At 38.3% G+C, this 22634-nt stretch carries 17 protein-coding genes; 8 read left to right on the top strand and 9 right to left on the bottom strand.

What is annotated here, in order from left to right; genetic code table 11:
• Window positions 1-555: a hypothetical protein gene (locus PL9214_RS12720; protein ID WP_072719181.1), complete on the top strand. Its 555-nt coding sequence runs from the start codon at window positions 1-3 to the stop codon at window positions 553-555.
• 34 nt (window positions 556-589) lie between these two features.
• Here PL9214_RS12720 and PL9214_RS12715 read toward each other — a convergent pair whose 3' ends face one another.
• Both PL9214_RS12715 and PL9214_RS12710 read right to left on the bottom strand, forming a co-directional pair.
• Window positions 590-2419, bottom strand: a complete 1830-nt coding sequence (locus tag PL9214_RS12715; RefSeq protein WP_072719180.1) for a DUF3685 domain-containing protein — start codon at window positions 2417-2419, stop codon at window positions 590-592.
• 8 nt (window positions 2420-2427) lie between these two features.
• Window positions 2428-3066 carry a TetR/AcrR family transcriptional regulator gene (locus PL9214_RS12710; RefSeq protein ID WP_186440353.1) on the bottom strand — a complete coding sequence of 213 codons (639 nt, stop codon included), beginning with the start codon at window positions 3064-3066 and terminating at the stop codon, window positions 2428-2430.
• Window positions 3067-3298: 232 nt separating this feature from the next.
• On the opposite strand from PL9214_RS12710, the gene PL9214_RS12705 reads away from it, so the two are divergent.
• Together PL9214_RS12705 and devC are read left to right on the top strand one after the other, a co-directional pair.
• Entirely contained in the window at window positions 3299-4600 is a 1302-nt protein-coding gene (locus PL9214_RS12705; RefSeq protein ID WP_072719199.1) for an ABC exporter membrane fusion protein, read from the top strand.
• A 262-nt stretch (window positions 4601-4862) separates the two neighbouring features.
• A complete protein-coding gene (gene devC, locus PL9214_RS12700; RefSeq protein WP_072719179.1) occupies window positions 4863-6038 on the top strand; it encodes an ABC transporter permease DevC in 1176 nt (391 codons plus the stop codon).
• Between the two features lie 56 nt (window positions 6039-6094).
• Here the strand turns inward: devC and PL9214_RS12695 are convergent, their stop codons facing one another.
• From PL9214_RS12695 to PL9214_RS12685, 3 genes are all read right to left on the bottom strand, one after another.
• Window positions 6095-6514 carry a PIN domain-containing protein gene (locus PL9214_RS12695; protein ID WP_072719178.1) on the bottom strand — a complete coding sequence of 140 codons (420 nt, stop codon included), beginning with the start codon at window positions 6512-6514 and terminating at the stop codon, window positions 6095-6097.
• 2 nt (window positions 6515-6516) lie between these two features.
• The gene (locus PL9214_RS12690; protein ID WP_072719177.1) at window positions 6517-6744 is read right to left on the bottom strand and encodes a hypothetical protein; all 228 of its coding nucleotides are present in this window, start codon (window positions 6742-6744) and stop codon (window positions 6517-6519) included.
• 169 nt (window positions 6745-6913) lie between these two features.
• Window positions 6914-7540 (bottom strand): GNAT family N-acetyltransferase, encoded by a 627-nt coding sequence (locus PL9214_RS12685; protein ID WP_083579998.1) that lies wholly within the window; start codon window positions 7538-7540, stop codon window positions 6914-6916.
• 15 nt (window positions 7541-7555) lie between these two features.
• Here PL9214_RS12685 and PL9214_RS12680 point away from each other — a divergent pair, with 15 nt between their 5' ends.
• Window positions 7556-8317, top strand: coding sequence for a DevA family ABC transporter ATP-binding protein (locus PL9214_RS12680; RefSeq protein ID WP_072719176.1), 762 nt, complete (start codon window positions 7556-7558; stop codon window positions 8315-8317).
• Window positions 8318-8396: 79 nt separating this feature from the next.
• On the opposite strand, the gene PL9214_RS12675 is transcribed toward PL9214_RS12680, so the two are convergent.
• The 3 genes from PL9214_RS12675 to PL9214_RS12665 all read right to left on the bottom strand — a co-directional run bounded on the left by PL9214_RS12675 (window position 8397) and on the right by PL9214_RS12665 (window position 12056).
• On the bottom strand, window positions 8397-9989 hold the full coding sequence (locus PL9214_RS12675; protein WP_072719175.1) for a bifunctional metallophosphatase/5'-nucleotidase: 1593 nt from the start codon (window positions 9987-9989) through the stop codon (window positions 8397-8399).
• Window positions 9990-10109: 120 nt separating this feature from the next.
• Entirely contained in the window at window positions 10110-10460 is a 351-nt protein-coding gene (locus PL9214_RS31970; RefSeq protein ID WP_072719174.1) for a hypothetical protein, read from the bottom strand.
• 156 nt (window positions 10461-10616) lie between these two features.
• Window positions 10617-12056 (bottom strand): glycoside hydrolase 100 family protein, encoded by a 1440-nt coding sequence (locus PL9214_RS12665; RefSeq protein WP_072719173.1) that lies wholly within the window; start codon window positions 12054-12056, stop codon window positions 10617-10619.
• Between the two features lie 109 nt (window positions 12057-12165).
• Between PL9214_RS12665 and PL9214_RS12660 the strand changes: the two genes are divergently transcribed.
• On the top strand, window positions 12166-14445 hold the full coding sequence (locus PL9214_RS12660; RefSeq protein WP_072719172.1) for an AAA-like domain-containing protein: 2280 nt from the start codon (window positions 12166-12168) through the stop codon (window positions 14443-14445).
• 99 nt (window positions 14446-14544) lie between these two features.
• Here PL9214_RS12660 and PL9214_RS12655 read toward each other — a convergent pair whose 3' ends face one another.
• Complete coding sequence (locus PL9214_RS12655; RefSeq protein WP_072717485.1) at window positions 14545-15465, bottom strand: IS5/IS1182 family transposase; 921 nt, start codon at window positions 15463-15465, stop codon at window positions 14545-14547.
• 63 nt (window positions 15466-15528) lie between these two features.
• On the opposite strand from PL9214_RS12655, the gene PL9214_RS12650 reads away from it, so the two are divergent.
• The 3 genes from PL9214_RS12650 (at window position 15529) to PL9214_RS12640 (ending at window position 22617) form a co-directional block, all read left to right on the top strand.
• Window positions 15529-16815, top strand: coding sequence for a WD40 repeat domain-containing protein (locus PL9214_RS12650; protein ID WP_072719171.1), 1287 nt, complete (start codon window positions 15529-15531; stop codon window positions 16813-16815).
• A gap of 27 nt (window positions 16816-16842) precedes the next feature.
• Entirely contained in the window at window positions 16843-19017 is a 2175-nt protein-coding gene (locus PL9214_RS12645; protein WP_072719170.1) for an AAA-like domain-containing protein, read from the top strand.
• Window positions 19018-19089: 72 nt separating this feature from the next.
• A complete protein-coding gene (locus tag PL9214_RS12640; RefSeq protein WP_072719169.1) occupies window positions 19090-22617 on the top strand; it encodes an AAA-like domain-containing protein in 3528 nt (1175 codons plus the stop codon).
• Window positions 22618-22634 lie beyond the last annotated feature (17 nt).

Below are 22634 nucleotides of genomic sequence, written 5' to 3'. Positions count from 1 at the left end.
ATGTTTATTAAAAGCTCCCATATTGTTCTTGATACCTGTTGTATTTTGAACTTTTGCGCGTCGGGCAATTTCCTATCAATATTAAAGGCTATTCCTGCCCAAGTTTTGGTAACAGAAGTGGTCAAAGAACGAGAACTATTGACCCTGCGACGACTTGAAAATCAGGAAAATGAAGATGCAACTCAGTTAGAAATTGCAATTGAACAAGGTTTACTTTTTGTTGTAGATTTTGAATCAGAAGCAGAGGAAGAAACCTTTATTAATTATGCGTTTGAACTGGGAGATGATGGTGAATCTGCAACTTGTGCGATCGCTGCTCATCGAGGATGGGCTATTGCAACAGATGATAAAAAAGCGATCGCATTTTTTGAAAAAGAAGCACTTAATTTACAGATTTTTTCAACCTTAGAAATCATTAAATATTGGTCAGAATCAGCTAATCTTAATTCAGAAGAATTACGGTCTATACTTGATAATATCCAAGTTAAAGGACGCTATATTCCCCATAGAAATCATCCTTTACGGAGTTGGTGGGAAACAGCAACTAAGACATAATTTCATCAGTTTTCATAACTAATCAACAATTCTATCACTTTTTCCCCATGCGATTATCCTGAAAAGATGTTCCAATCCCCTGTAAAATCCCTTTTCCAACTAAACCTAAGCCTCGACCGACAACATTCGTTAAAATATAAATAATTCCACTACCCACAAAAGAAACAGCCGAACGCAGACGAGGAGCAACAGCATCTCGTGTTTCTAATATTAATGTAACGGCTAAGGGAATTCCTGATAATTTTTCTAATTCCTCTCTGCGGGGAGAATAAATGACTTGTTTTTGAATGCCTCTTTCTCCTAAAATAAAGAGTAAATAGGAACTTTCAAAAATAGCTTTAGGTTCGGCTACATATTGAGAAAGACGATATCGCCAGGATAAATTATTTCTGAATTTTTCTATTTCACGGGTTGATAATAAACGCCGATCATAAAATTTGAGTTTAATTTCTTCATAATCAGAAAAATAATTGAGTAAAGGTTGTATGACCGCATTGGCGACTTGAATTAATAAATTTTGTAATAATGCTTCTGAACGTTGCATGGCTTCCAAACTTCCAGCCGGACAGGATAAATTATCAATAGTTAAGGGGGTTTGGAATAATAAATGCTCAAATAACTCTGTTACTAGAGGAATTTTATTTAAAATATCCCGTTGAATCAGATTAGCATCTTTTAATAAAATCGGAACGATTTCAAGATCTTGGTTGTTCATGTTCAGAGTATAATATTTCCCAAAATAATCTAAAATAGCAGCTTCCCAGAAATCTTGAACTAAATCAGGAACTTTCTCTGGGAGTTGTTCAGGTTGAACATCCGATAATATTAATTCATCCAATAAATTTTCTAATTGTTTTAATAAAATATATAATAATTCTCGCTTTTTAGATAATCTTAAAATATCAATTTCTAAGGGGATTCCCGTGGCATTAATTAATCCTGACTGTAACTTCATGACAGTTTTATCAAACAAAATGGATTTTAAATCACTGACTACAATCGCTGAATTCTGAGAGTTAATCGAGTTAGAATTGAGAACTAAGGCTTCTTCTGAATTAGAGTTTTTAGGTTCGAGTTTAGAACGATTGAAAACGGGGAAATTATCAGGAGAAATGGAAGCAGAATTTTCTGGCGTGAGAGAAGGAGAATCCAGTAAAAGCTGACTAACTAGCCAACGTGCAACGAACAGTTCTCGCCGTTTCCCGGTGAGAATAAATTGATTAATAATTGCAATTTTATCCTGTTGATTTAATGCCTCTAAATTTTGTTGAATTTCTTGGTTAACTTCGGCGATCGCTTGTTCAATTTGTCGAAGTCCGGGTTGGACTAAAAACCCTTGAACTTGCTTAAAAAAAGATCCGGTTTTTCGAGATACGATTTCAGCAACTGGTTCTCGATTTAATGCCACTAAAGATTCCAACCAATAGCGTTCTCCCGTTGCTATTCGGCGAATAACTGGAACCAATTCTATAACCGGAATTCCCTTATAACAATAACCGTCTACCCCTATTTTTTGGGCTGCTAGTAATAAATTAGATTGTTTAATTGATGTTAATAATAAAATCGGAACGTCAGGATATTCTGTTTTTAACTGTTGACAAAAATCGAGGATAGGATGAGTTTTAATTTCGGGATTTTTCTCGATTTTAAACCCCAATTCTAAAATAATTAAATCAATAGGTTTTTGATGAGTGGCATTAATATTGCTCTGACTGCGACTGACTAACACCTGTAATGCAGCATCCCGACTTCCAACATCTGCGATGACTTCTAAATCTGAAAAAGGTTCTAATGCTGTTCGCAACCCCATCCGAAAAATAGGGTCATCATCGAGGATCAAAAGTTGTAAAGAAGATAGAGTCATAAACGCATTCAAGTGTCAGGTGTCGGCTGAGGAATAATTAAATCTACTAACGTATTAATAATACGATCTCGTTCCATCGGAACAATCTCTTTACCTTGCAAAATTTCTTGCAATAACACATAATGGGCTAAGGTTCCAATAATCACTCGTGCCATGGCTTCAGGATCACCAATTGTAATATAGCGCTGATTGGTTAAATATTCGGTTAACACTTGAATTCCCGGTTTTCCTAAATTATGGACAAAGGTTTTAGCTAATTCTGGAAACCGCCCAGATTCTCCAATCACTAAGCGAATAAACGCTAAATATTCCTGATCTTGCATGGAATGATCTAAAATAGTATTGGCAAGTTGCCTCAACACAATTTTAGGTTCAGCTTGCATCAATTCCGCTTTTTGAGACTCAACAAGAATGTAATATTTTTTCTGGGCTAATCGTTTGACTAAGGCAATAAATAACCCTTCTTTATCCCCAAAATGGTTATAAACCGTTGCTTTCGACACTCCCGCCGATGACGCAACCCGATCCATACTGGTTCCAGCATAGCCATGCACTAAAAATTCTTGCAGTGCCCCTTCAAAAATCTGTTCTGCTTTCTCGCCAATACTATCCATCTGAGAGAGTTCGGTTTGTTCCACGGGGTTCATTAATTCTCTTATTAAATGCTATTGCCTTCATTGTACAGAATCATTTCTCGCCATCCGTTATTCCTGATCCTGGATCAAGCTTTACAGAGGTGTTTTCACTTCTGAGAAGCCTGGGTTTTCAGTCCCCGATAAGTTTTTTTACTTAAATTCATACTTATTCACCTTCACAGAAGAGAAGTTGTGATATACTAAACTAAACAGTTTAGTATGAGTGGAAGCGGGAGGCACAATTATGGTGCGCGAAGCGACAGTTGGTAAACTTTCAGCCCCGAAATTCCCCCAAGCCGGGATTTTGATTGCGGCAACGACCCTAGCGATCAGTGGTTTAACGGTCTATACCTTCTGGCGATATCGCCCTACTCCCGCCGAACCTGTAGCTACACCTGAAACCCTCGCCCCAGAAATCAAAACGGTGACGGCGTTGGGTTGGTTAGAACCCCAAGGGGAGATTATTAAACTGTCAGCCCCCCAGTCCAACCAAGGGAGTCGGGTGGATCAATTATTGGTGAAAGAGGGAGACTGGGTAGAGGCGGGAAAAGCGATCGCCGTTTTGGATAGTCGAGATCGACTGCAAGCCGCCCTAGAACAAACTAAAACAGAAGTGGAAGTCGCCCAAGCCCGTTTAGAACAAGTTCAAGCCGGGGCAAAACAAGGAGATATTGAAGCCCAAAAAGCCCGATTTCAGGGCAACCAAGCGGAGTTAGAAGGGCAAATCATGACCCAAAAAGCTGCCATTGCCACCTTAGAAGCCCAACTCCGGGGAGAACGCAGTGCCCAAGAAGCCACCCTCGACCGTATTCAAGCGGAACTCAACAACGCTGAAACCAACTGTCAACGCTACGAAACCTTATATGCTGATGGGGCTGTATCTGCCCAAGATCGGGATAGTCAATGTTTGCAAGCTGAAACCAGTCTCAAACGCTTACAGGAAGCCCAAGCCAACCTCAACGAAACCGTTACCAGCCGTCAAGAACAAATTCGAGAAGCCCAAGCGAACCTCAGCCGCACTATCGCCACCGTAGACCGACAAATTGCTGAAGCGGAGGCGACGTTAACCGCCGTTGCAGAAGTTCGTCCGGTGGATGTCCAGTTAGCCAAAAGTGAGTTAACCAAGGCCCAAGCTGCTGTTAAACAAGCTGAAGCGAACTTAGAACAAGCTTATGTGCGATCGCCCCAAGCTGGACGGGTGATCGAGGTGAATACCCACGCCGGAGAACTGATTTCTAATGAAGGCATTCTGGAATTGGGACAAACCCAACAAATGTATGCCGTTGCAGAAATTTATGATAGCGATATTCCTAAAGTTCGCCCCGGACAAACCGCAACTATTACGGCGGATGCGTTACCCCAAGCGTTAAAAGGAACGGTTGAAGAAGTGGGGTTAAGGGTCAAAAAACAAAGTGCTTTAGATATTGATCCGACGACAAATATTGATGCCAGAGTGATAGAAGTTCGCGTTAAATTACATGAAACTTCTAGCAAAAAAGCCGAGAGTTTAACGAATTTACAAGTAAAAGTCACCATTAATCAGTAATCAGTTATCAGTTATCAGTTATCAGTGTATAGTTTTAAGTTTGCTATCCAGAATTTACAATCATTAACTATAATAATCCCTGTAAGATTGTTGGAAGAAACCTATCAGGTTAATGACTATCCAAGCTTAAGCAATAACAAAGTCAAGCTGATTTAAGATTGCTATATCAACTATACACTCACAACTGACAACTGACAACTGACAACTGACAACTGACAACTGATAACTGATAACTGATAACTGATAACTGATAACTGAAATTATGATTGGATTTATACAACGATTAACAAATAGAACACCGTTAGGATGGTTGCAATTAAGTCATGATAAAGCTCGAATGTTAGTGGCGTTATCAGGAATTGCCTTTGCGGATGTTTTGATTTTTATGCAATTGGGGTTTCAAACGGCATTATATGATAGTAATACTCGCTTGCATAACCATTTAGATGCGGATATTTTTATTATTAGTCCCCAAGCCAGAAATTTAGTTAATTTATCAACCTTACCCCGGCGGCGTTTATATCAAGCAATGGATGTTCCGGGGGTGAAATCCGCAGACTCTTTATATGTTAATTTTTCCGATTGGAAAACTCCCAAAACAGGTAAAAAAACAGCGATTTTAGTCATCGGATTTGATCCCCGTCAGTCGGCTTTTAATTTACCCGAAGTTCAACAAAATTTAGACGTGATTAAACTCCCTGATCAGGTTTTATTTGATCGGTCTTCAAGGGGGGATTATAAAGAAGTCATTGAAAAAGTTGATCAAGGTAAAATTGTCAGTACGGAATTAGAAAAACGCACCCTTAAAATTGCGGGATTATTTAAAGTGGGGGCTTCCTTTGCGGCGGATGGTACATTAATAACGAGCGATCGCAATTTTTTACGATTATTTCCCCGGAGAAAACCGGGCGGAATTAGTGCTGGACTGGTTAAAGTTGAACCGGGTTATGATGTCCAAAAAGTCGCAACAGATTTACAAAATTATTTACCCAAAGATGTAAGAGTTTTAACCAATGAACAATTTTTAGCCTTTGAAAAGGATTATTGGTCAAAAAATACCGCCATTGGATTTGTGTTTAGTTTAGGGACAGCAATGGGGTTTGTGGTTGGGGTGATTATTGTTTATCAAGTTTTGGCGACAGATGTTGCTGACCATACCCCCGAATATGCTACTTTTAAAGCAATGGGATTTAGAAATGCCTATTTATTAGGAATTGTATTTGAAGAAGCGATTATTTTAGCAATATTAGGTTTTATCCCCGGTGCTACGATTTCTTTAGGGTTATATCGGTTAACCCGACAAGCTACAAATTTACCGTTATATATGACCTTATTTCGAGCAATTCAAGTGTTAGTATTAACGATTATTATGTGTATGTTATCCGGTGCGATCGCCACTCGTAAATTACAAGCCGCCGATCCGGCTGATATCTTTTGATTCTTACTTCTAAGTGTCTCGTTGTGAATGAGGAGTAAAAGAACGGGGTTGATCTTTTATTGGAGTTCAAAAAATTGTTCAAATCCTTTGTTTTTTAAGCCTAGTTTTAATTTTTTATCTCCAGTCCATAATAATCCATTCAATTGCAGCGTTAATGCTACATGAGGGGTATCACTCACATCAACACCTTGGCATAGTTCGTAAGCTAGTCTACGATATTCTAAATTAATTAAATCTTCTTTATACAGATGAAGACGTTTTAGCAAAATATAATAAATTTGAATAATTTCTTCTTCGGTTAAATGACTAAGTTGAATAATTTTTTCCTTGCGCTTAAATAGTTCTACAAATACAAGTTCGCAAACAAAAAACGTATACTCTGAAGTTACCAATAATTCATTGAAACGAGAATTTTCCCTCAGTAATGCAGAAAACAAGATATTGGTATCAACAATAATTGGCTTTTGAGTTAACATAATTAACTAACCCAAGACTTAGACGTTAAGTTAGCCCAAACTTCTTGATTAACTTCTTGACTCAGGTTAGTTATTTGTTCTGCTGTCAGTTGACTACGATTACGAATTGATTCTAACTCAAGATATTCTAAAAATTGAGTTAATAACTCCAAATTTACCATCTCGCGATTCAATTTAATAATAATATCTTGATTTTCCAGACTAATACTGTATAGGCTTTGATTTGACATTAGTTTTATTCCAGCTAGATTTGATAATATCTATTATAGATTATAAAAACCGTTATTGTGTAATTTTGAACGGGGTTTCTGAACACATCTTTGTTAAAATACAAAAGTTATCGCAGAAACAACGTTTCTGAGAATATTTCGGTNAAAATAACGCGATCACTTGCTCTGTCTAGGCTCTAGGATTCAAAAAATGCAAGGTTTTTCGGAAACTGACAGAAGAGGGATATCTACCTCGACTATATTTAACCGCTTGACGTTCTTCAAAACTCGAATAAGGGAGTTGATGTTCACTAAATCTAAACTGTTTTTCTAAAGTTAATCCTAGTTTTTCCATGACTCGAATTGAACCTTGATTAGCCACTAATGCCCAAGCAATAACTCGTTTTACGCCCCATTCTGAAAACCCTTTATCGATTAAAATTTGACAAGCTTCCGTTGCGTAGCCTTTCCCCCAGCTTTGATAAACTAATCGATATCCTAACGCAATTTCATCGGGTTGTACTAGATTTAATGCTACTGCAAAAGGATGATCAATGGCTGGAAAAAAATGTACCCAACCGATCAACTCTCCGGTTGCTTTTTCAATGACAGCCCAAACCCCAAAAAAAGGATATCTGCTATAATATCCTATAAATCTCGGTAATGTTTGAGTCTGAATGACTTCTTTGGGTGTGGGATGTCCGCCATTAATATATTTCATCACCCTGGGGTCGTTATCTAAATTCCATAAAAAATCTGCATCCAGTTCGGTAAACTGTCGTAACATTAACCGTTTCGTTTCTAAAAAAATATCCATTTTTAGGTTAACTCCATGCAAACTCAAATCCAAGATATTCAAGAGTCCACAAAACGTAATCCAGCGATCTCGATTCAAAATTTAGATCATTATTTTGGAAAAGGGCAATTACAAAAACAAGTCTTATTTGATATTAACTTAGAAATTACCATTGGTGAAATTGTGATTATGACTGGCCCCTCTGGTTCAGGAAAAACCACATTATTAACCTTAATTGGAGCCTTACGTTCTGTACAGTCTGGAAGTTTAAATATATTAGGACGAGAACTTTTAGGTGCTAGTGCAGGAGAATTAGTTAAAGCTAGACGAAATACAGGTTATATTTTCCAAGCTCATAATTTACATGGGAGCTTAACCGCCTTACAGAATGTGCAAATGGGGTTAGAAGTTCAAGGAGCATTCTCTCGTTACCAAATGCAGCAAAAAGCCACTGCAATGTTAGAAAAAGTGGGGTTAGGAAATCGCTTAAATTATTATCCTGATAATCTTTCTGGAGGACAAAAACAACGAGTTGCGATCGCTCGTGCATTAGTCAGTCATCCCCCGATAGTTTTAGCCGATGAACCTACGGCTGCTCTTGATAGTCATTCGGGAAGAGATGTAGTTAATTTAATGCAAACCTTAGCCAAAGAACAGGGTTGTACTATCTTAATTGTTACCCATGATAATCGAATTTTGGATGTTGCTGATCGCATTCTTCACATGGAAGATGGCGCATTAGTGACTAATTCTGAATTAACACCCAATAATAAGTTAAAATCAAATACTCAATCTTAAATTAGGGTTGACTGAATGAGGATAAGAGTGGAGATAGGGAACAAGAAACAATCGTTCATATTCCCCTACTATTACTCTCCTACAGGGATTGTTTGACCATAATGCGATCGCCGGATTTCACATTAATATTAGATTGTTGCTTAATATAATCAATGACTACATCCAGAAACAAAAATCCCGTATCGACAGAATTTTTTCCAGCTTTCATAACTTCATAACCATCTCCCCCATTCAGCATAAAACTATTGGTAATAACTCGATAGGTTGTAGTTAAATTCAGGGGTTTTTCTTGTCCAGTTTGATCAACAACAAAAATAGACAGAACGCGAGAACCAACGGGCGCTTTGGGGTCATAAATAAACCGTAATCCTGCGACTTGGGGAAATCTCCCTTCTCCTAATTCAACCTGACTCACACCATGTTCTAAGGCTTGTTTAATTTGTTCTCCGGTTAAATCTAAACGACCAATAGTATTACCAAAGGGAAGCACTTCAATCACTTGACTAACACTAATCTGTCCCGGCGGAATACTAGAACGAATTCCACCGCCATTTACAATGGCGATTTGTGCACCATCGGGTCGGAATTTATTTAAAATGGCATCAGCAATTAAATTGCCTAAATTTGTTTCTTGGGTACGAATTTTATCTCGACTTCCATCTAAAAGAACATCGGTTTTGCCGATAATGGTTTGACGTAAAATTTCTAAAGGCGTTGAAAAGGCTTCTAATTGTTTAGCAAAACTGGCATCCGGTGGAATTGTATTATCAATAGCATGAGGTGAACCTTGCCACGAAATAACGTCTCCTTGGCGATTAAATTTAACTTTTAAATCCCCTAAATATTTCCCCCATTCCCAATCTGTAACAACTAAAACAGTTTTACCATTGGGTGTGTTAGTAACAACAGGATAGGGTTGTGTTGCATTCGGCATAGAACCGAGAGGGGTATGGCTATGTCCGCCAATAATAATATCAATATCATCGATATTTCTGGCTAAATTCAAATCAGATTCAAACCCAATATGAGTTAAACCAATAATTTTATTAATCCCTTGCTGCTTTAATTCTGCAACAGCTTTTTTTGTCGCTTCCATCGTATTAGTAAAGCTCACGCCTTCCCCTGGACTTGAAAGTTTAGCGGTTTCTTCTACGGTTAAGCCAAAAATTCCGATTTTTTCTCCATTAACGGATAGAATTATCCAAGGTTTAACTAAATTTTTTAAAGGGGAATAATCGGCAACTTTTAGATTAGCAGAAACAAGGGGAAATTTCGCTTTTTTAATAAAATCAGCTAAAATGCCTTGTCCGCGATCAAATTCATGGTTTCCCAGGGTGCCAGCTTGATAATTCATCTGATTATAAAAGGATAAATCTGCTTGACCCAAATATTGATTAAAATATAAGGTTCCTTGAAAAATATCACCTGCATCTAAGAGCAGTGTTTCTCTAGGATTTTCCGATTTTAATTGATCAATTAAGGTTTTCCGTTGAGCAATTCCCCCCAGTTGTGTTTCCTTTGTCGAAATCGCGTCTAAATGAGCATGATGATCATTGGTATGGAGAATTCTGAGGTTAAATTCTGGGTTAAATAATCCTAAGCTTTGGGGGGCGATCGCTAAAATTAGCCCGATTAAAAATAAACTTAAACCAAATTTTAATGTCCGTTTCATAGGGTAAGTTTTCCTTGATTATTTCTCTGGATTTTTAATGCCTAAACCGGGTTCCTGACTGGTATTCAGAAGGTGATATTAATAGGAGAAGTTGAGAAACCCGGTTTCTCGAATTACCGTTTAAGATAACTCTTGATTTGCCTGATTTTCGGGAGATTCTGAGGAATTAGATTGCTCATGAACGACTTGAGGAACTTCATAACTAATATCCCCAAAAGCAGAAATAAAAGCCCCCATTTCTGGTGTATCAATCACAACTGAAAATTGATCAGGATATAGGATTACACTTTCATATTCAAAACCCGGTTCTCCAGTTTCACTCAAAATTGTTAGGTCAACCGCATACCCTTCTTTGGGTCGTTCATAACATTCAATAACCGTTCCAATTGTGCCTTTTGGAATCAGGGATTTTCCAAAATCTGCGGGAATATCCACTAAAGTTTTAATGCGATCATAGGTTTGTGCTTTCATAATTCAGTCCTAAACGGAAGTGAAACGAACAGTTGGGGGTTTCGAGTCTGTTATGGCTGTGACCTTTCCAATCTGTAAGTTTGTAAGGTTGGGTCTATCATAGCGGATCAGTTTGCATTCGTCTAATTGATCTGGAAATTCAAAATAGAATTTCTATTAATCATCAGGTGAAGCTGAAAATGAAATTAGGTCTAAATATTGAGGATTTTGGAGTAAATATTGAGCCACTAAATAGCCGGAAATTGTCCAAGTTTGATAGAGTCTTGCTTGACGACCAATAATATTTCCATCTTCATCATCATAATATTCTGGCCATTCATCCTTCATTAAATTTTTTTCAGCAATTGTAATCGCATGGGTCGCAATTTCCGCCTGACCCATTTTGACTGATGCTGCTGCTAATGACCACATTAAAACCGGCCAATTTCCGCCGTTATGATATGACCAAGGAACATTTTTGGGATCACATCCGGTAATAATTTCCCAATCTCGACCACTGACAGCAGGATAACAAATTTTCATCGGCATTTCTCCAATTAAACTTAACCATTGTTGCTCAATTAAAGTCAAAATGGCTTGGGATTGTTTTGGAGTAGTTAAAGAACTAATTATTGATAATAAATTCCCCTGAGTAAAGAACCGAAAATCGATCCAACCGACTCCAACATTTCCAACTAAATAGCCGCCTTTGCGATCTAACCATCGTAAAACCCAACCGGGAACCGTATTCGCATAAATATTAAATTTATTTAATGCCGTTTCTCCAAATTCTTCAGTTTGATAACGATAAACTCGACGTAATAAACCCGGATCTAACCAATAGTGATGTCGAATATACTTGATTAATCGATGACATCTATTTTCCAAGTCTAAAAGTTGAATATCTTCAGGATTTAATAATTCTAATCCTACTTTTAAAGCAATATAAAATAAAGCTTGAATCTCGATAGGATGACCGTAAACCCCCATGCGTCGATCAATCATAAATGCTCCTTCAGGAACTAACATGGTAGGGGTCATATCAAAGCGTTTCGCTAAACATAAATCTAATAATAATTTCATTCCCCGTTGGAATTCAGGACGATGGGCAATTTTTTCTTCGGGAACGTTAGCTTGATCACAGGCTTTTTCATAAATTTTCAATAAAAAAATCCACCATAATCCTGAATCAACGGGAGTCACTCGACCAATAGCACGTTGACCAAAATCAGCTTTAATTTCCTGTTGATTAACCACTAAAAAACTAGCAGGCATTAACCCTTGTCCGGGTCTAACCCATTCCTCATTTTGAGGGTCTTGAGTCAAAAGAGCTTGGCGCACTTCTGCAAATAATCCTTCTCCTTTAATTGGGCTTTCCCAATCTAATTGTAAACCTAAAGTAACTTCTAAAAAATTTTTAACAATGTCTCGTTTTCCCTGCATTAAAAAAGCCAACCCGCAGGGAAAAAAATCTCGAATAAAACATTCATTATAATTAAGTTGTTCTTCGACTAACACCTTTTCAGTCGCTGCAACGGTTCCGACTGGTTTACCGTTATAAAATCGAATGGATTGTTGAAAGCAAGCTTCGGCTTCTGCTATTAAACTCTGATTCATAGGGGAAAAGGGCAAATCTTCATTAAGACTAAAACTATTTTATCAACAGTAGAACCAATTTGATAAGATTATTAAAAATGGCTATAGATGATCTATAAAAAATCCCCTAATGCTAACTGAATATCAAGTCGGTGGTAGTTTACATAATAATGATCCGACCTATGTTGTGCGTGCCTGCGATCACCAACTGTATCACGCCTTAAAAGCCGGAGAATTTTGCTATATTTTTAATTCCCGACAAATGGGCAAATCCTCCTTATTAGTTAGAACCAAACATCAACTTGAAACCGAAGGATATTGTTGTGCTGTTGTCGATATGACCCAAATTGTCAGCCAAGACACCACGCCACTACAATGGTATAAAGGCATTATGATGGATTTATTGCGGGGATTTAGATGTTTTGGCAAACTGAATTTTAAAACCTGGTGGCAAGAACAAGAGGGGATTTCTTTAGTTCAAAAATTAAGTAAATTTTTAGAAATCTTATTAATTGAGCAATTTCCTGAACAAAATCTCTGTATTTTTATTGATGAAATTGATAGTCTTCTGAGTCTAAATTTCGCTATTGATGACTTTTTTGCTTTAATTCGAGCTTGCTATAATCAACGGGCGGTTAACTCTGAATATAAACGTTTAACCTTTGCCTTATTTGGTGTAGCGACTCCCTCAGATTTAATTGCGAATAAAACCCGTACCCCATTTAATATTGGAACCGCCATTGATTTAACAGGATTTACCTTAGAAGAAGCGACTCCGTTAGCTGAAGGATTAATCCAAGTTCTTGAACAGCCTAAAGTGATTCTCCAAGAGGTGTTAAACTGGACAAACGGGCAACCTTTTTTAACCCAAAAGTTATTCAAATTATTACTGTTAAATTACGAGCAAAATCTCGATTTTATAGCTGAAAATAGTTTGAATCTTTGGATCAAAAAAATCGTGCGATCGCAAATTATTGAAAAATGGGAATCTCAAGACGAACCCGAACATTTAAGAACCATCCGAGATCGGCTAATTCATAACCCCAAAAACGCAGGCAGATTGTTAGGAATTTACCAAACGATTCTGCAAGGGAAAGACATTGAAACCAATGATAATCGGGAACAAATTGAATTATTCTTATCCGGTTTAATGATTAAACATCAGGGATATTTAAAAGTTAGAAACTTAATTTATCAAGAAGTGTTTAATTTAGAGTGGGTACAACAACAATTAGCGAAACTCCGCCCCTATTCTCAAACCTTTGACGCTTGGATTGCGTCGGGTCAACAAGATGAATCTCGTTTATTAAGAGGACAAGCCTTAAAAGATGCTCAACTTTGGTCACACGGAAAAAGTTTAAGCGATTTAGATTATAATTTTCTCAGTGCATCCCAAAATATTGATTATCAAGAAAGCCAACAAAAATTAGAACTAGAACGAGCTAAAGCAATTGAAGCGCAGTTTATTGAAGAACAAAAAAATGCTCGATTACAGCGATTATTATTAGGAGCGATTAGTCTAGCATTTTTGCTCTCTTCTGGCTTAGGATTCTTTGCATTTAAACAATATAAAAAAGCTCGGATTAGTAATAGAGAAGCCCGGATTAGCGAAATTAAAGCCTTAGTATCCTCTTCCAAAGGTTTATTTGCTTCTAATCACCAATTAGACGCGATGATTGATGCCATTAAAGCCAAACGCAGATTAGAGAGTTTAGGAAATGTCGATGGTCAAACCAAAGAAAATGTAGAAATTGCCTTAAGAAAAACCGTTTATGGAACCAACGAATTTAACCGTTTAATCGGCCATAAAGGTGTTTTGCTGGGTGTGGCGATTAGTCCTAACGATCAATTGATTGCCACTGCCAGTATGGATAATACGGTTAAAATTTGGCAGCGAGATGGCAAATTGCTGAACACCTTAAACCATTCTACAGCAGTGACTCGCGTAGCTTTCAGTCCTGATAGTCAACAGATTGTTTCAGGAAGTTTAGATGGGACAGTTCAACTTTGGCGAGTTGATGGGAGTTTAGTTAAATCTTTTCCAGCCCATCAAACCCCAGTCTGGGGAGTAGCGTTTAGTCCAGATGGTAAACGGATTGCTTCTGCAAGTACAGATAAAACGATCAAATTATGGGATCTTGATGCTAGATTATTGCACACATTTCCAGGACATCAACTACCCGTTTGGAATGTAGCATTTAGTTCCGATGGTAAACTGATTGCTTCTGCATCCCTGGATAATACCGTAAAGCTTTGGAGTCTTGACGGTCAGTTACTTCACACCCTAAAAGGACATCAGAATGCGGTTTGGGATGTGGCGTTTTGTTCCCAAGGAAATTTATTAGTTTCAGGAAGTAGACATCTCCGAAAATCTCCAAATGCCCTCTATCGCTACTTTTGGAATCTCTAGCACTCCTGTGCCGGCTTCTCCAAAAGTAACGGATTCATAGGCTTTTTCAGTCACATTAATAATAACTAATGAATTTTATCTCTGATATACAATTATTTCTCAAAAGAATTCTGGGCAATTCTTAGATGGTAATACAATCGCTCCTATTCGCCATCTTATTAATCCACATACTGTCAAGATTACTGCTTCATAATTTTGCCTCTTTAACCGAAATCTTTCTGAAGCAACTCGATAAATTTTTATCAGTCTTATTAAATGTTCAACTACAATCCTTTGTTGGGCTTTTAACCGATTTTCTTCTCGCTTTTCCGCCGACATCTCTTGATTCCTCGGTTTCTTATACGGTGTATTAATTGCTGTTTCTCCTACATAAGCTTTATCCCCTCTGTATTTTTGATTATTCCCCAATTCCTGGCTTCTTTCTCTCCACAATTTCAGATCACTTGTTGCTCCGGTATAACCCACAGCTACATCCACTATTTCTTTTCCATTTGGCATGACAATGACTTGATTTTTAAAGGTATGTGTCTTTTTCTTTCCTGAGTAATATTTTTTCTGCTCTTCATTGTCTGTTGGTCTTTCCCTGGGCTGTTCATAGCTATCTACTACTAACTCAAATTCCACCAGAATTTTTTCTACCCACTCCCAATCACTCTCGTTTTTTTTTACTTGCTCTAGCAAACTCGCTGGTAGTAATTCTCTCAAGATTTTTATCCAGTTATGGAAAATATCATTCGCTGTTGATTCACTGACTTCAAACTGTAACCCTAACATTTGAAATGTCGGCATTTGATGCAGATAAATTAGAGTCAGTAAGATTTGTTCCTCCACAGATAATTTCTGCCGACGACCCCCACCTGCTTTAATCAACCTGATTTTAGTTTTTTCTTTTTCCTGTCGTTTTTCTTCTTCTAATAACTCCGCAGCTTGAATGAGTTCTATCATCTGTTCATATTCCATCCCTAATAGCCTTTTTGCTTGCTGGGGATTCTTGTCCAGATAGTCTCTTAATTTACTCATCTCTAATCCGGGGTAAAATTTAATTTTATCATCTTTTTACCCCTCCTTTTTTCTATTTTGGAGATGTCTAGTAGTGATCGCACCGCTAAAATCTGGAAAACCGACGGAACTTTAGTGAAAACTTTGATCAGCAATGAAGCTGTTATCGGGGTTGATTGTCGGGGTGAATATATTGCTACGGGTGGTAAAGATAATCAGGTTAAACTTTGGCACATTGATGGAACTTTTATTAAAGACTTAAAGCAACATGATTCAGCCATTCGAGATATTGCAATGAGTTCTGATGGTTTGATGGTGGCTTCCGCAAGTGTTGATCGCACTGTCAAACTTTGGAAACGCAATCAACATCTGTTAAAACCCCTTTACGAGCATAAAGATACCATTTGGGATATTGCCACCAGTCCTGATGGCAAGTTATTTGCGACCGTTAGTGAAGATAATACTCTGAAACTATGGCACACGGATGGCAAATTGTGGCAAACCGTTGAACAACCCCAATCTAGTTTTCGCGCTGTCATTTTCAGTCCAGATAGTCGTTTCATGGTGACAGGGAGCAATAATTATACAGTGCAACTTTGGGATGTCAGTAATCGAGATCAATCTCCGGTTAAACTGTTGCGAACCTTTAAAGGACATCAGGCTACTGTTTTTGCCCTTGCGATCGCTCCCAATAGCAAAATCATCGCTACGGGAGGAGATGATCGAACGATTAAAATTTGGAATTTAGATGGCAAACTTTTGCATAATATTCAGGCTCACAAGGAAAGAATCGGAGGATTAGCCTTTAGTCGGGACGGTCAACTCCTGGTTTCTAGCAGTCAAGATGGTACTGTGAAACTTTGGCAAGCTGATGGTAAACCCGTGAAAACTTTAACTCATTCAAAGGCGGCTTGTTGGGGAGTTGCCTTTAGTCCTCAAGGAAACTTTATCGCTTCTGTCTGTCAAGATCGCAACCTGAAACTGTGGAAACTAGATGGAACATTACTGAAAACGATTCAAACAGAGAGGGAGAATTTAACGGAAATTACTTTTAGTCCTGACGGTCAAATTATCGCCATAGGAAGTCTTGATAGTCAGGTGGAATTATGGAGTTTAGAAGGAAAATTACTCAAGTCTTTGCCCGGAAATCAAGGATGGGTAATGGCTCTGGCTTTTACTGCGGATGGTAAATTCTTGATTTCTGGAGGCGATGATCGCACGGTGATTTTGTGGGATATCAAAAAGATTCTTCACGTTAATGAATTAGAGTATGCTTGTGATTGGGTTAGGGATTATTTACGAACAAATTTAGAAGTTGAAGAGCGCGATAGACCAAACGGAACGCTACGCGAACACTCTTTATGCCCTTAAATTAAATTAAGAATATAAAATCCCCAAATGTTAACTCAATATCAAGTCGGTGGAAGTTTACATAATAAAAACCCAACCTATGTGGTTCGTTCCAGTGACCATCAACTCTATAATGCCTTGAAAGCCGGAGAATTTTGCTATGTATTTAATTCCCGACAAATGGGCAAATCCTCCTTATTAGTCAGAACCAAACATCAACTCGAAGCCGAAGGATATTGTTGTACGGTTATTGATATGACTCAAATCGGTATCCAAGACACCACGCCGCTACAATGGTATAAAGGGATTGGGCTAGATTTATTACGGGGATTTGGATGTTTTGGTAAATTCAATTTTAAGGCTTGGTGGCAAGAACAAGAGGGGATTTCTTTAGTTCAAAAATTAAGTGAACTTTTTAAGATTTTATTAATTGAGCAATTTCCTGAACAAAATCTCTGTATCTTTATTGATGAAATTGATAGTCTTTTAAGTCTGAACTTTCCCATAGATGACTTTTTTGCTTTAATTCGCTCCTGTTATAATAAACGAGCGGTAAATCCTGCCTATAAACGCTTAACCTTTGCCTTATTTGGTGTGGCGACTCCCTCGGATTTAATCGCAGATAAAACCCGAACCCCGTTTAATATTGGCACAGCCATTGATTTAACAGGATTTACCTTAGAAGAAACTGCCCCGTTAGCTCAAGGATTAATCGGAGTTTTTGAACAGCCGGAAGTGATTCTCCAAGAAATCTTAATTTGGACAAATGGGCAACCTTTTTTAACACAGAAATTATTAAAATTATTAATTTCAAATTATCACCAAAAGCCAGATTTGATTGCGGAAAGTAGCCCGACTCTCTGGATTAAAAAAATCGTGCGATCACAAATTATTGAAAAATGGGAGTCTCAAGACGAACCCGAACATTTAAGAACTATCCGAGATCGCCTAATTTATAATTATAAAAACGCTGGAAGGCTGTTAGGAATTTATCAAACTCTTCTACAAGGACTGGAAATAAAAACAAATGATAGTCTTGAACATAGTGAACTTTTATTATCCGGTTTAATCATCAACCACCAGGGATATTTAAAAGTCAGAAACTTAATTTATCAAGAAGTCTTTAATTTAGAGTGGGTACACCAGCAATTAACCCAACTGCGCCCCTATTCTCAAACCTTTGAGGCTTGGATTGCTTCCGCGAGTTTTGATAGCACTGTCAAGCTTTGGAAACGCAATCAACATTTGTTAAAACCCCTTTATGATCATAAAGATACCATTGGGAATCTTGCCAGCAGTTCGGATGGTCAATTATTCGCAACGGTCAGTGAAGATAATACTCTAAAACTATGGCACACCGATGGCAGATTGTGGCAAACCGTTGAGCAACCCCAGTCTAGTTTTCGCGCTGTGGTTTTCAGTCCAGATAGTCGTTTAATGGTGACAGGAAGTATTAACTATACAGTGCAACTTTGGGATGTCAGCAATCGCGATCAATCTCCGGTTAAACTGTTACGAACCTTTAAAGGACATCAAGGAGCAATTTATGGTCTGGCGATCTCGCCTGATGGCAAAATGATTGCTTCGGGAGGAGATGATAAAACGATCAAAATTTGGAATTTAGAAGGCAAACTCCTGCATAGTATTAACGCCCATAAAGAGAGAATTTGGGGATTAGCCTTTAGTGCTGATAGTCAACTTCTTGCCTCAGCCAGCCAAGATGGTACGGTAAAACTTTGGCACGCTGATGGTACGTTAGCAAAAACGCTGACACAGCAAAAGTCGGGCTGTGAGGGAGTTGCCTTTAATCCCCAAGGAAATCTTATCGCTTCAACCTGTCAAGATCGCACTTTGAAACTGTGGAAAATAGATGGAATATTAGTTAAAACCATTGACACCGATAGTAAGGATTTAACGAAAATTGCCTTTAGTCCTGACGGTCAAATCATCGCCGCAGGAAGTCTAAATCATCAGGTGATACTCTGGAATGTAGAAGGAAAATTACTAAAAATTTTACCGGGACATCAAGGAACAGCTGTAGCTGTAGCGTTTACTGCGGACGGTAAATTCTTGATTTCTGGAAGTGATGATCATACCGTAATTTTGTGGGATATCAACAAGATTCTTCACGTTAATGAATTAGAATATGCTTGTGATTGGGTTAGGGATTATTTACGAACAAATATTGAAGTTGAGGAAAGCGATCGCTTGTTATGTCCATAGCCGATTTTTATTTCAGGACGAATTCTTATAAAATAAAACCAGTGAACGTAATTTATTGCCCTAAAATACGGAATGTTAACTCAATATCAAGTCGGCGGAAGTTTACATAATAATGACCCTACTTATGTTGTCCGTTCCTGCGATCACGAACTGTATCACGCTCTCAAAGCCGGAGAATTTTGCTATGTGTTTAATTCCCGACAAATGGGCAAATCTTCTTTAATGGTCAGAACTAAACATCAACTTGAAACCGAAGGATATTGTTGTGCTGTGATTGATCTGACCCAAATTGGTAGTCAAGACACCACGCCACTACAATGGTATAAAGGCATTATGATGGATTTATTACGGGGATTAGGATGTTTTGGTAAACTGAATTTTAAAACCTGGTGGCAAGAACAAGAGGGGATTTCTTTAGTTCAAAAATTAAATGAATTTTTTAAATTTTTATTAATTGAGCAATTTCCTGAACAAAATCTCTGTATTTTTATTGATGAAATTGATAATCTTCTGAGTCTAAATTTTCCGATTGATGACTTTTTTGCTTTAATTCGAGCTTGCTATAATCAACGGGCGGTTAACTGCGAATATAAACGTTTAACCTTTGCCTTATTTGGTGTAGCGACTCCCTCAGATTTAATTGCGGATAAAACCCGTACCCCATTTAACATTGGAACTGCCATTCATTTAACCGGGTTTACCTTAGAAGAAGCTGCTCCGTTAGCCGAAGGATTATTCGGAGTTTTTGAACAGCCTCAAGTGATTCTGCAAGAGGTGTTAAACTGGACAAATGGACAGCCGTTTTTAACTCAAAAATTATTAAATTTATTATTAAATCACCCTCAAAAGTCAGATTGTAGGGTTCAAAATAGCTCGACGCTCTGGATCAAAAAAATAGTGCGATCACAAATGATTGAAAAATGGGAATCCCAAGACGAACCGGAACACCTCAGAACCATCCGAGATCGGCTAATTCATAACTTAAAAAACGCGGGAAGACTGTTAGGAATTTATCAAAGAATTTTACAAGAAACCGAAATTGAAGCGAATGATAGTCGAGAACAAATCGAATTATTTTTATCAGGTTTAATCATTAAATCTCAAGGATATTTAAAAGTCAGAAACTTAATTTATCAAGACGTGTTTAATTTAGGGTGGGTACAACAACAGTTAGCCAAACTCCGCCCCTATTCCCAAACCTTTGATGCTTGGATAGCGTCGGGTCAACAAGATGAATCTCGTTTATTAAGAGGACAGGCGTTAAAAGATGCCCAACACTGGGCTTTAGGAAAAAGTTTAAGCGATTTAGATTATCAATTTTTAGCAGCCAGTCAAGACTGCGATCGCCAAGAAGTACAATTAGCTTTAGAAGCAGAAAGATCCAAAGCCATTGAAGCCCAATTAGTCGAACAACAGAAAAGGCTCATTCAGGAAAAAAAAAGTACCGAGCACCAAAAGATTTTGCTGTTTTTAGTCAGTTTTGCCTTAGTCCTCGTCGGTATATTAAGTATAGCAGTTTACCAACAATATCAGCTTGCCACAATCAGCGCAACCCGTGCTAAAATCAGCGAAATTCAAGCCCTTGCATCCTCTTCTAAAGGACTTTTTGCCTCTAATCAAAAGTTTGATGCTCTGCTGGAAGCCATTCGATCCCAACAAAAACTCAAACAGCTAGAAAATGTAGATATCACCACCAAAAATCAAGTTAATTCAGCCCTGAGACGAGCCGTTTATGGAGTCGAAGAATATAACCGTTTGTCAGGACATAAATCTGGGATTTTAGACGTTAATTTTAGTCCCAATGGTCAATTTATTGCCTCCGCAAGTTCCGATGGCACGATTAAACTTTGGCATCCAGATGGCAGTTTGTGGAAGAATATTAAAGCAGATCAAGCGATAGTGTGGTCAGTCAAATTTAGTCCTGATAGTTCAATCTTGGCTTCTGGAAGTGATGATACTATCCTCAAACTCTGGAATCAAGACGGCATTTTGTTGAAAACCTTTCAGGGACATCAAGCTGCAATTACGAACGTAGCTTTTAGCCCCGATGGTCAAAAGATTGCCTCAGCGAGTTTGGATGGTACGGTTAAACTTTGGGCTGTGGACGGAACTCTGCTCAAAACGTTCTCGGCTCATGGTCAGGCGGTCTTGGCAGTTACGTTTAGTCCCGATGGTCAAAGGATTGTTTCGGGAAGTACAGACAACACGATTAAACTCTGGAATCTGGACGGAATGTTAGTCAACACCTTTCGCGGTCATAATGCGTCGGTCATGACCGTGGCTTTCAGTCCCGATGGTCAAAGGATTGTTTCAGGAAGTGCAGACAACACGATTAAACTTTGGAATCTGGACGGAATTGTACTCAACACACTTCGCGGTCATGAAGCTACGGTTTGGACGGTAAAATTTAGCCCTGATGGTGAGATGATTGGTTCTGCCAGTTGGGATAAAACCCTTAAAATTTGGGATCATAATGGTTCTTTACTAACGACTCTTAAGGGAAATGAAGCGACGTTGTGGGCAATGGCTTTCAGCCCGAATAGTTTGGTAATTGCTTCTGGCTCTGGTGATAGTATTGTTAAACTTTGGAAAATCAACAGCCCATTTTTGAGAATCCTTTCTAAACATACTGCTTCGGTTTGGGGTGTCGCGTTCAGTCCTGATAATTCGGTGATTGCTTCCGCCAGTTGGGACAAAACCGTGAACTTGTGGAATCGAGAGGGAATCCTCCTCAAAACCCTCTCTGGTCATCAATCTGCGGTGCTGAGAGTCGTTTTCAGTCCCAATGGTCAAACCCTCGCCACTAGCGGTTCAGATGGCACGATTAAACTCTGGAGTCGAGACGGGGTTTTACGGAAAACACTCACAGGGCATCGGGCGATGATTTTTGGGCTGGCTTTTAGTCCTGATGGTCAGATGATTGTCTCTGGGAGTTTGGATAAAACGATTAAACTTTGGACGGCGAACGGTAGTTTATTAAAAACGCTCAAGAGTGGGAATAGTGGGTTTTGGAGTGTTGCGATTAGCCCTGATAGTCAGATGATTGTTGCTGGTACGGGCGAGGGTACGGTGAAAATTTGGAATCGCCAAGGTACTTTATTAAAAACTATCAAAAGTCATCCTGTGGTAATTTGGATTCTGGCTTTTAGCCCCGACGGTCAGATATTAGCCACAGGCAGTGCAGATCATACGGTTAAACTTTGGAAACTCGATGGTACTTTATTAAAAACTCTCAGCGCTCATAACGCTGCCGTTTGGGGAATTGCTTTCAATCCTGCTGGCGTTAGCTTGCCGTTAGGTCTGGGTCAAACCATTGCGACTAGCAGTGTTGATAACACCGTTAAAATTTGGAAACTCGATGGCACGTTATTAGTTACCCTAGAAGGTTATGCTTCTGGAATTCGCTCTATTGCTTTCAGTCAAGATGGTAAAACCCTGGCTTCAGCTAGTGATGATAATAGTGTGATTTTATGGAATATGGAGCGTGCTTTGAACGTAGATTTATTACAGTATGCTTGTGATTGGGTCAAGGATTATTTACAAACCAATATTGATGTTAAGGAAAGCGATCGCTCTTTATGCAAACAAATTAAACATTAAACTTTAGAGTCTTAACT

Origin of the sequence: Planktothrix tepida PCC 9214 (assembly GCF_900009145.1) — a bacterium.
GTDB classification, from domain to species: domain Bacteria; phylum Cyanobacteriota; class Cyanobacteriia; order Cyanobacteriales; family Microcoleaceae; genus Planktothrix; species Planktothrix tepida.
Note: the sequence above shows the minus strand (reverse complement) of the source record. Positions and strands in the feature narration are given on the sequence as shown.

Excerpts from the sequence above, each read along its gene's own strand:
- devC (WP_072719179.1), top strand. The coding sequence starts at position 4,863 with ATGATTGGATTTATACAACGATTAACAAATAGAACACCGTTAGGATGG.
- PL9214_RS12710 (WP_186440353.1), bottom strand. The coding sequence starts at position 3,066 with ATGAACCCCGTGGAACAAACCGAACTCTCTCAGATGGATAGTATTGGC.
- PL9214_RS12645 (WP_072719170.1), top strand. The coding sequence starts at position 16,843 with ATGTTAACTCAATATCAAGTCGGTGGAAGTTTACATAATAAAAACCCA.
- PL9214_RS12685 (WP_083579998.1), bottom strand. The coding sequence starts at position 7,540 with ATGGATATTTTTTTAGAAACGAAACGGTTAATGTTACGACAGTTTACC.
- PL9214_RS12695 (WP_072719178.1), bottom strand. The coding sequence starts at position 6,514 with ATGTTAACTCAAAAGCCAATTATTGTTGATACCAATATCTTGTTTTCT.
- PL9214_RS31970 (WP_072719174.1), bottom strand. The coding sequence starts at position 10,460 with ATGAAAGCACAAACCTATGATCGCATTAAAACTTTAGTGGATATTCCC.
- PL9214_RS12665 (WP_072719173.1), bottom strand. The coding sequence starts at position 12,056 with ATGAATCAGAGTTTAATAGCAGAAGCCGAAGCTTGCTTTCAACAATCC.
- PL9214_RS12720 (WP_072719181.1), top strand. The coding sequence starts at position 1 with ATGTTTATTAAAAGCTCCCATATTGTTCTTGATACCTGTTGTATTTTG.
- PL9214_RS12690 (WP_072719177.1), bottom strand. The coding sequence starts at position 6,744 with ATGTCAAATCAAAGCCTATACAGTATTAGTCTGGAAAATCAAGATATT.
- PL9214_RS12680 (WP_072719176.1), top strand. The coding sequence starts at position 7,556 with ATGCAAACTCAAATCCAAGATATTCAAGAGTCCACAAAACGTAATCCA.
- PL9214_RS12675 (WP_072719175.1), bottom strand. The coding sequence starts at position 9,989 with ATGAAACGGACATTAAAATTTGGTTTAAGTTTATTTTTAATCGGGCTA.
- PL9214_RS12660 (WP_072719172.1), top strand. The coding sequence starts at position 12,166 with ATGCTAACTGAATATCAAGTCGGTGGTAGTTTACATAATAATGATCCG.
- PL9214_RS12705 (WP_072719199.1), top strand. The coding sequence starts at position 3,299 with ATGGTGCGCGAAGCGACAGTTGGTAAACTTTCAGCCCCGAAATTCCCC.
- PL9214_RS12655 (WP_072717485.1), bottom strand. The coding sequence starts at position 15,465 with ATGAGTAAATTAAGAGACTATCTGGACAAGAATCCCCAGCAAGCAAAA.
- PL9214_RS12650 (WP_072719171.1), top strand. The coding sequence starts at position 15,529 with ATGTCTAGTAGTGATCGCACCGCTAAAATCTGGAAAACCGACGGAACT.
- PL9214_RS12715 (WP_072719180.1), bottom strand. The coding sequence starts at position 2,419 with ATGACTCTATCTTCTTTACAACTTTTGATCCTCGATGATGACCCTATT.
- PL9214_RS12640 (WP_072719169.1), top strand. The coding sequence starts at position 19,090 with ATGTTAACTCAATATCAAGTCGGCGGAAGTTTACATAATAATGACCCT.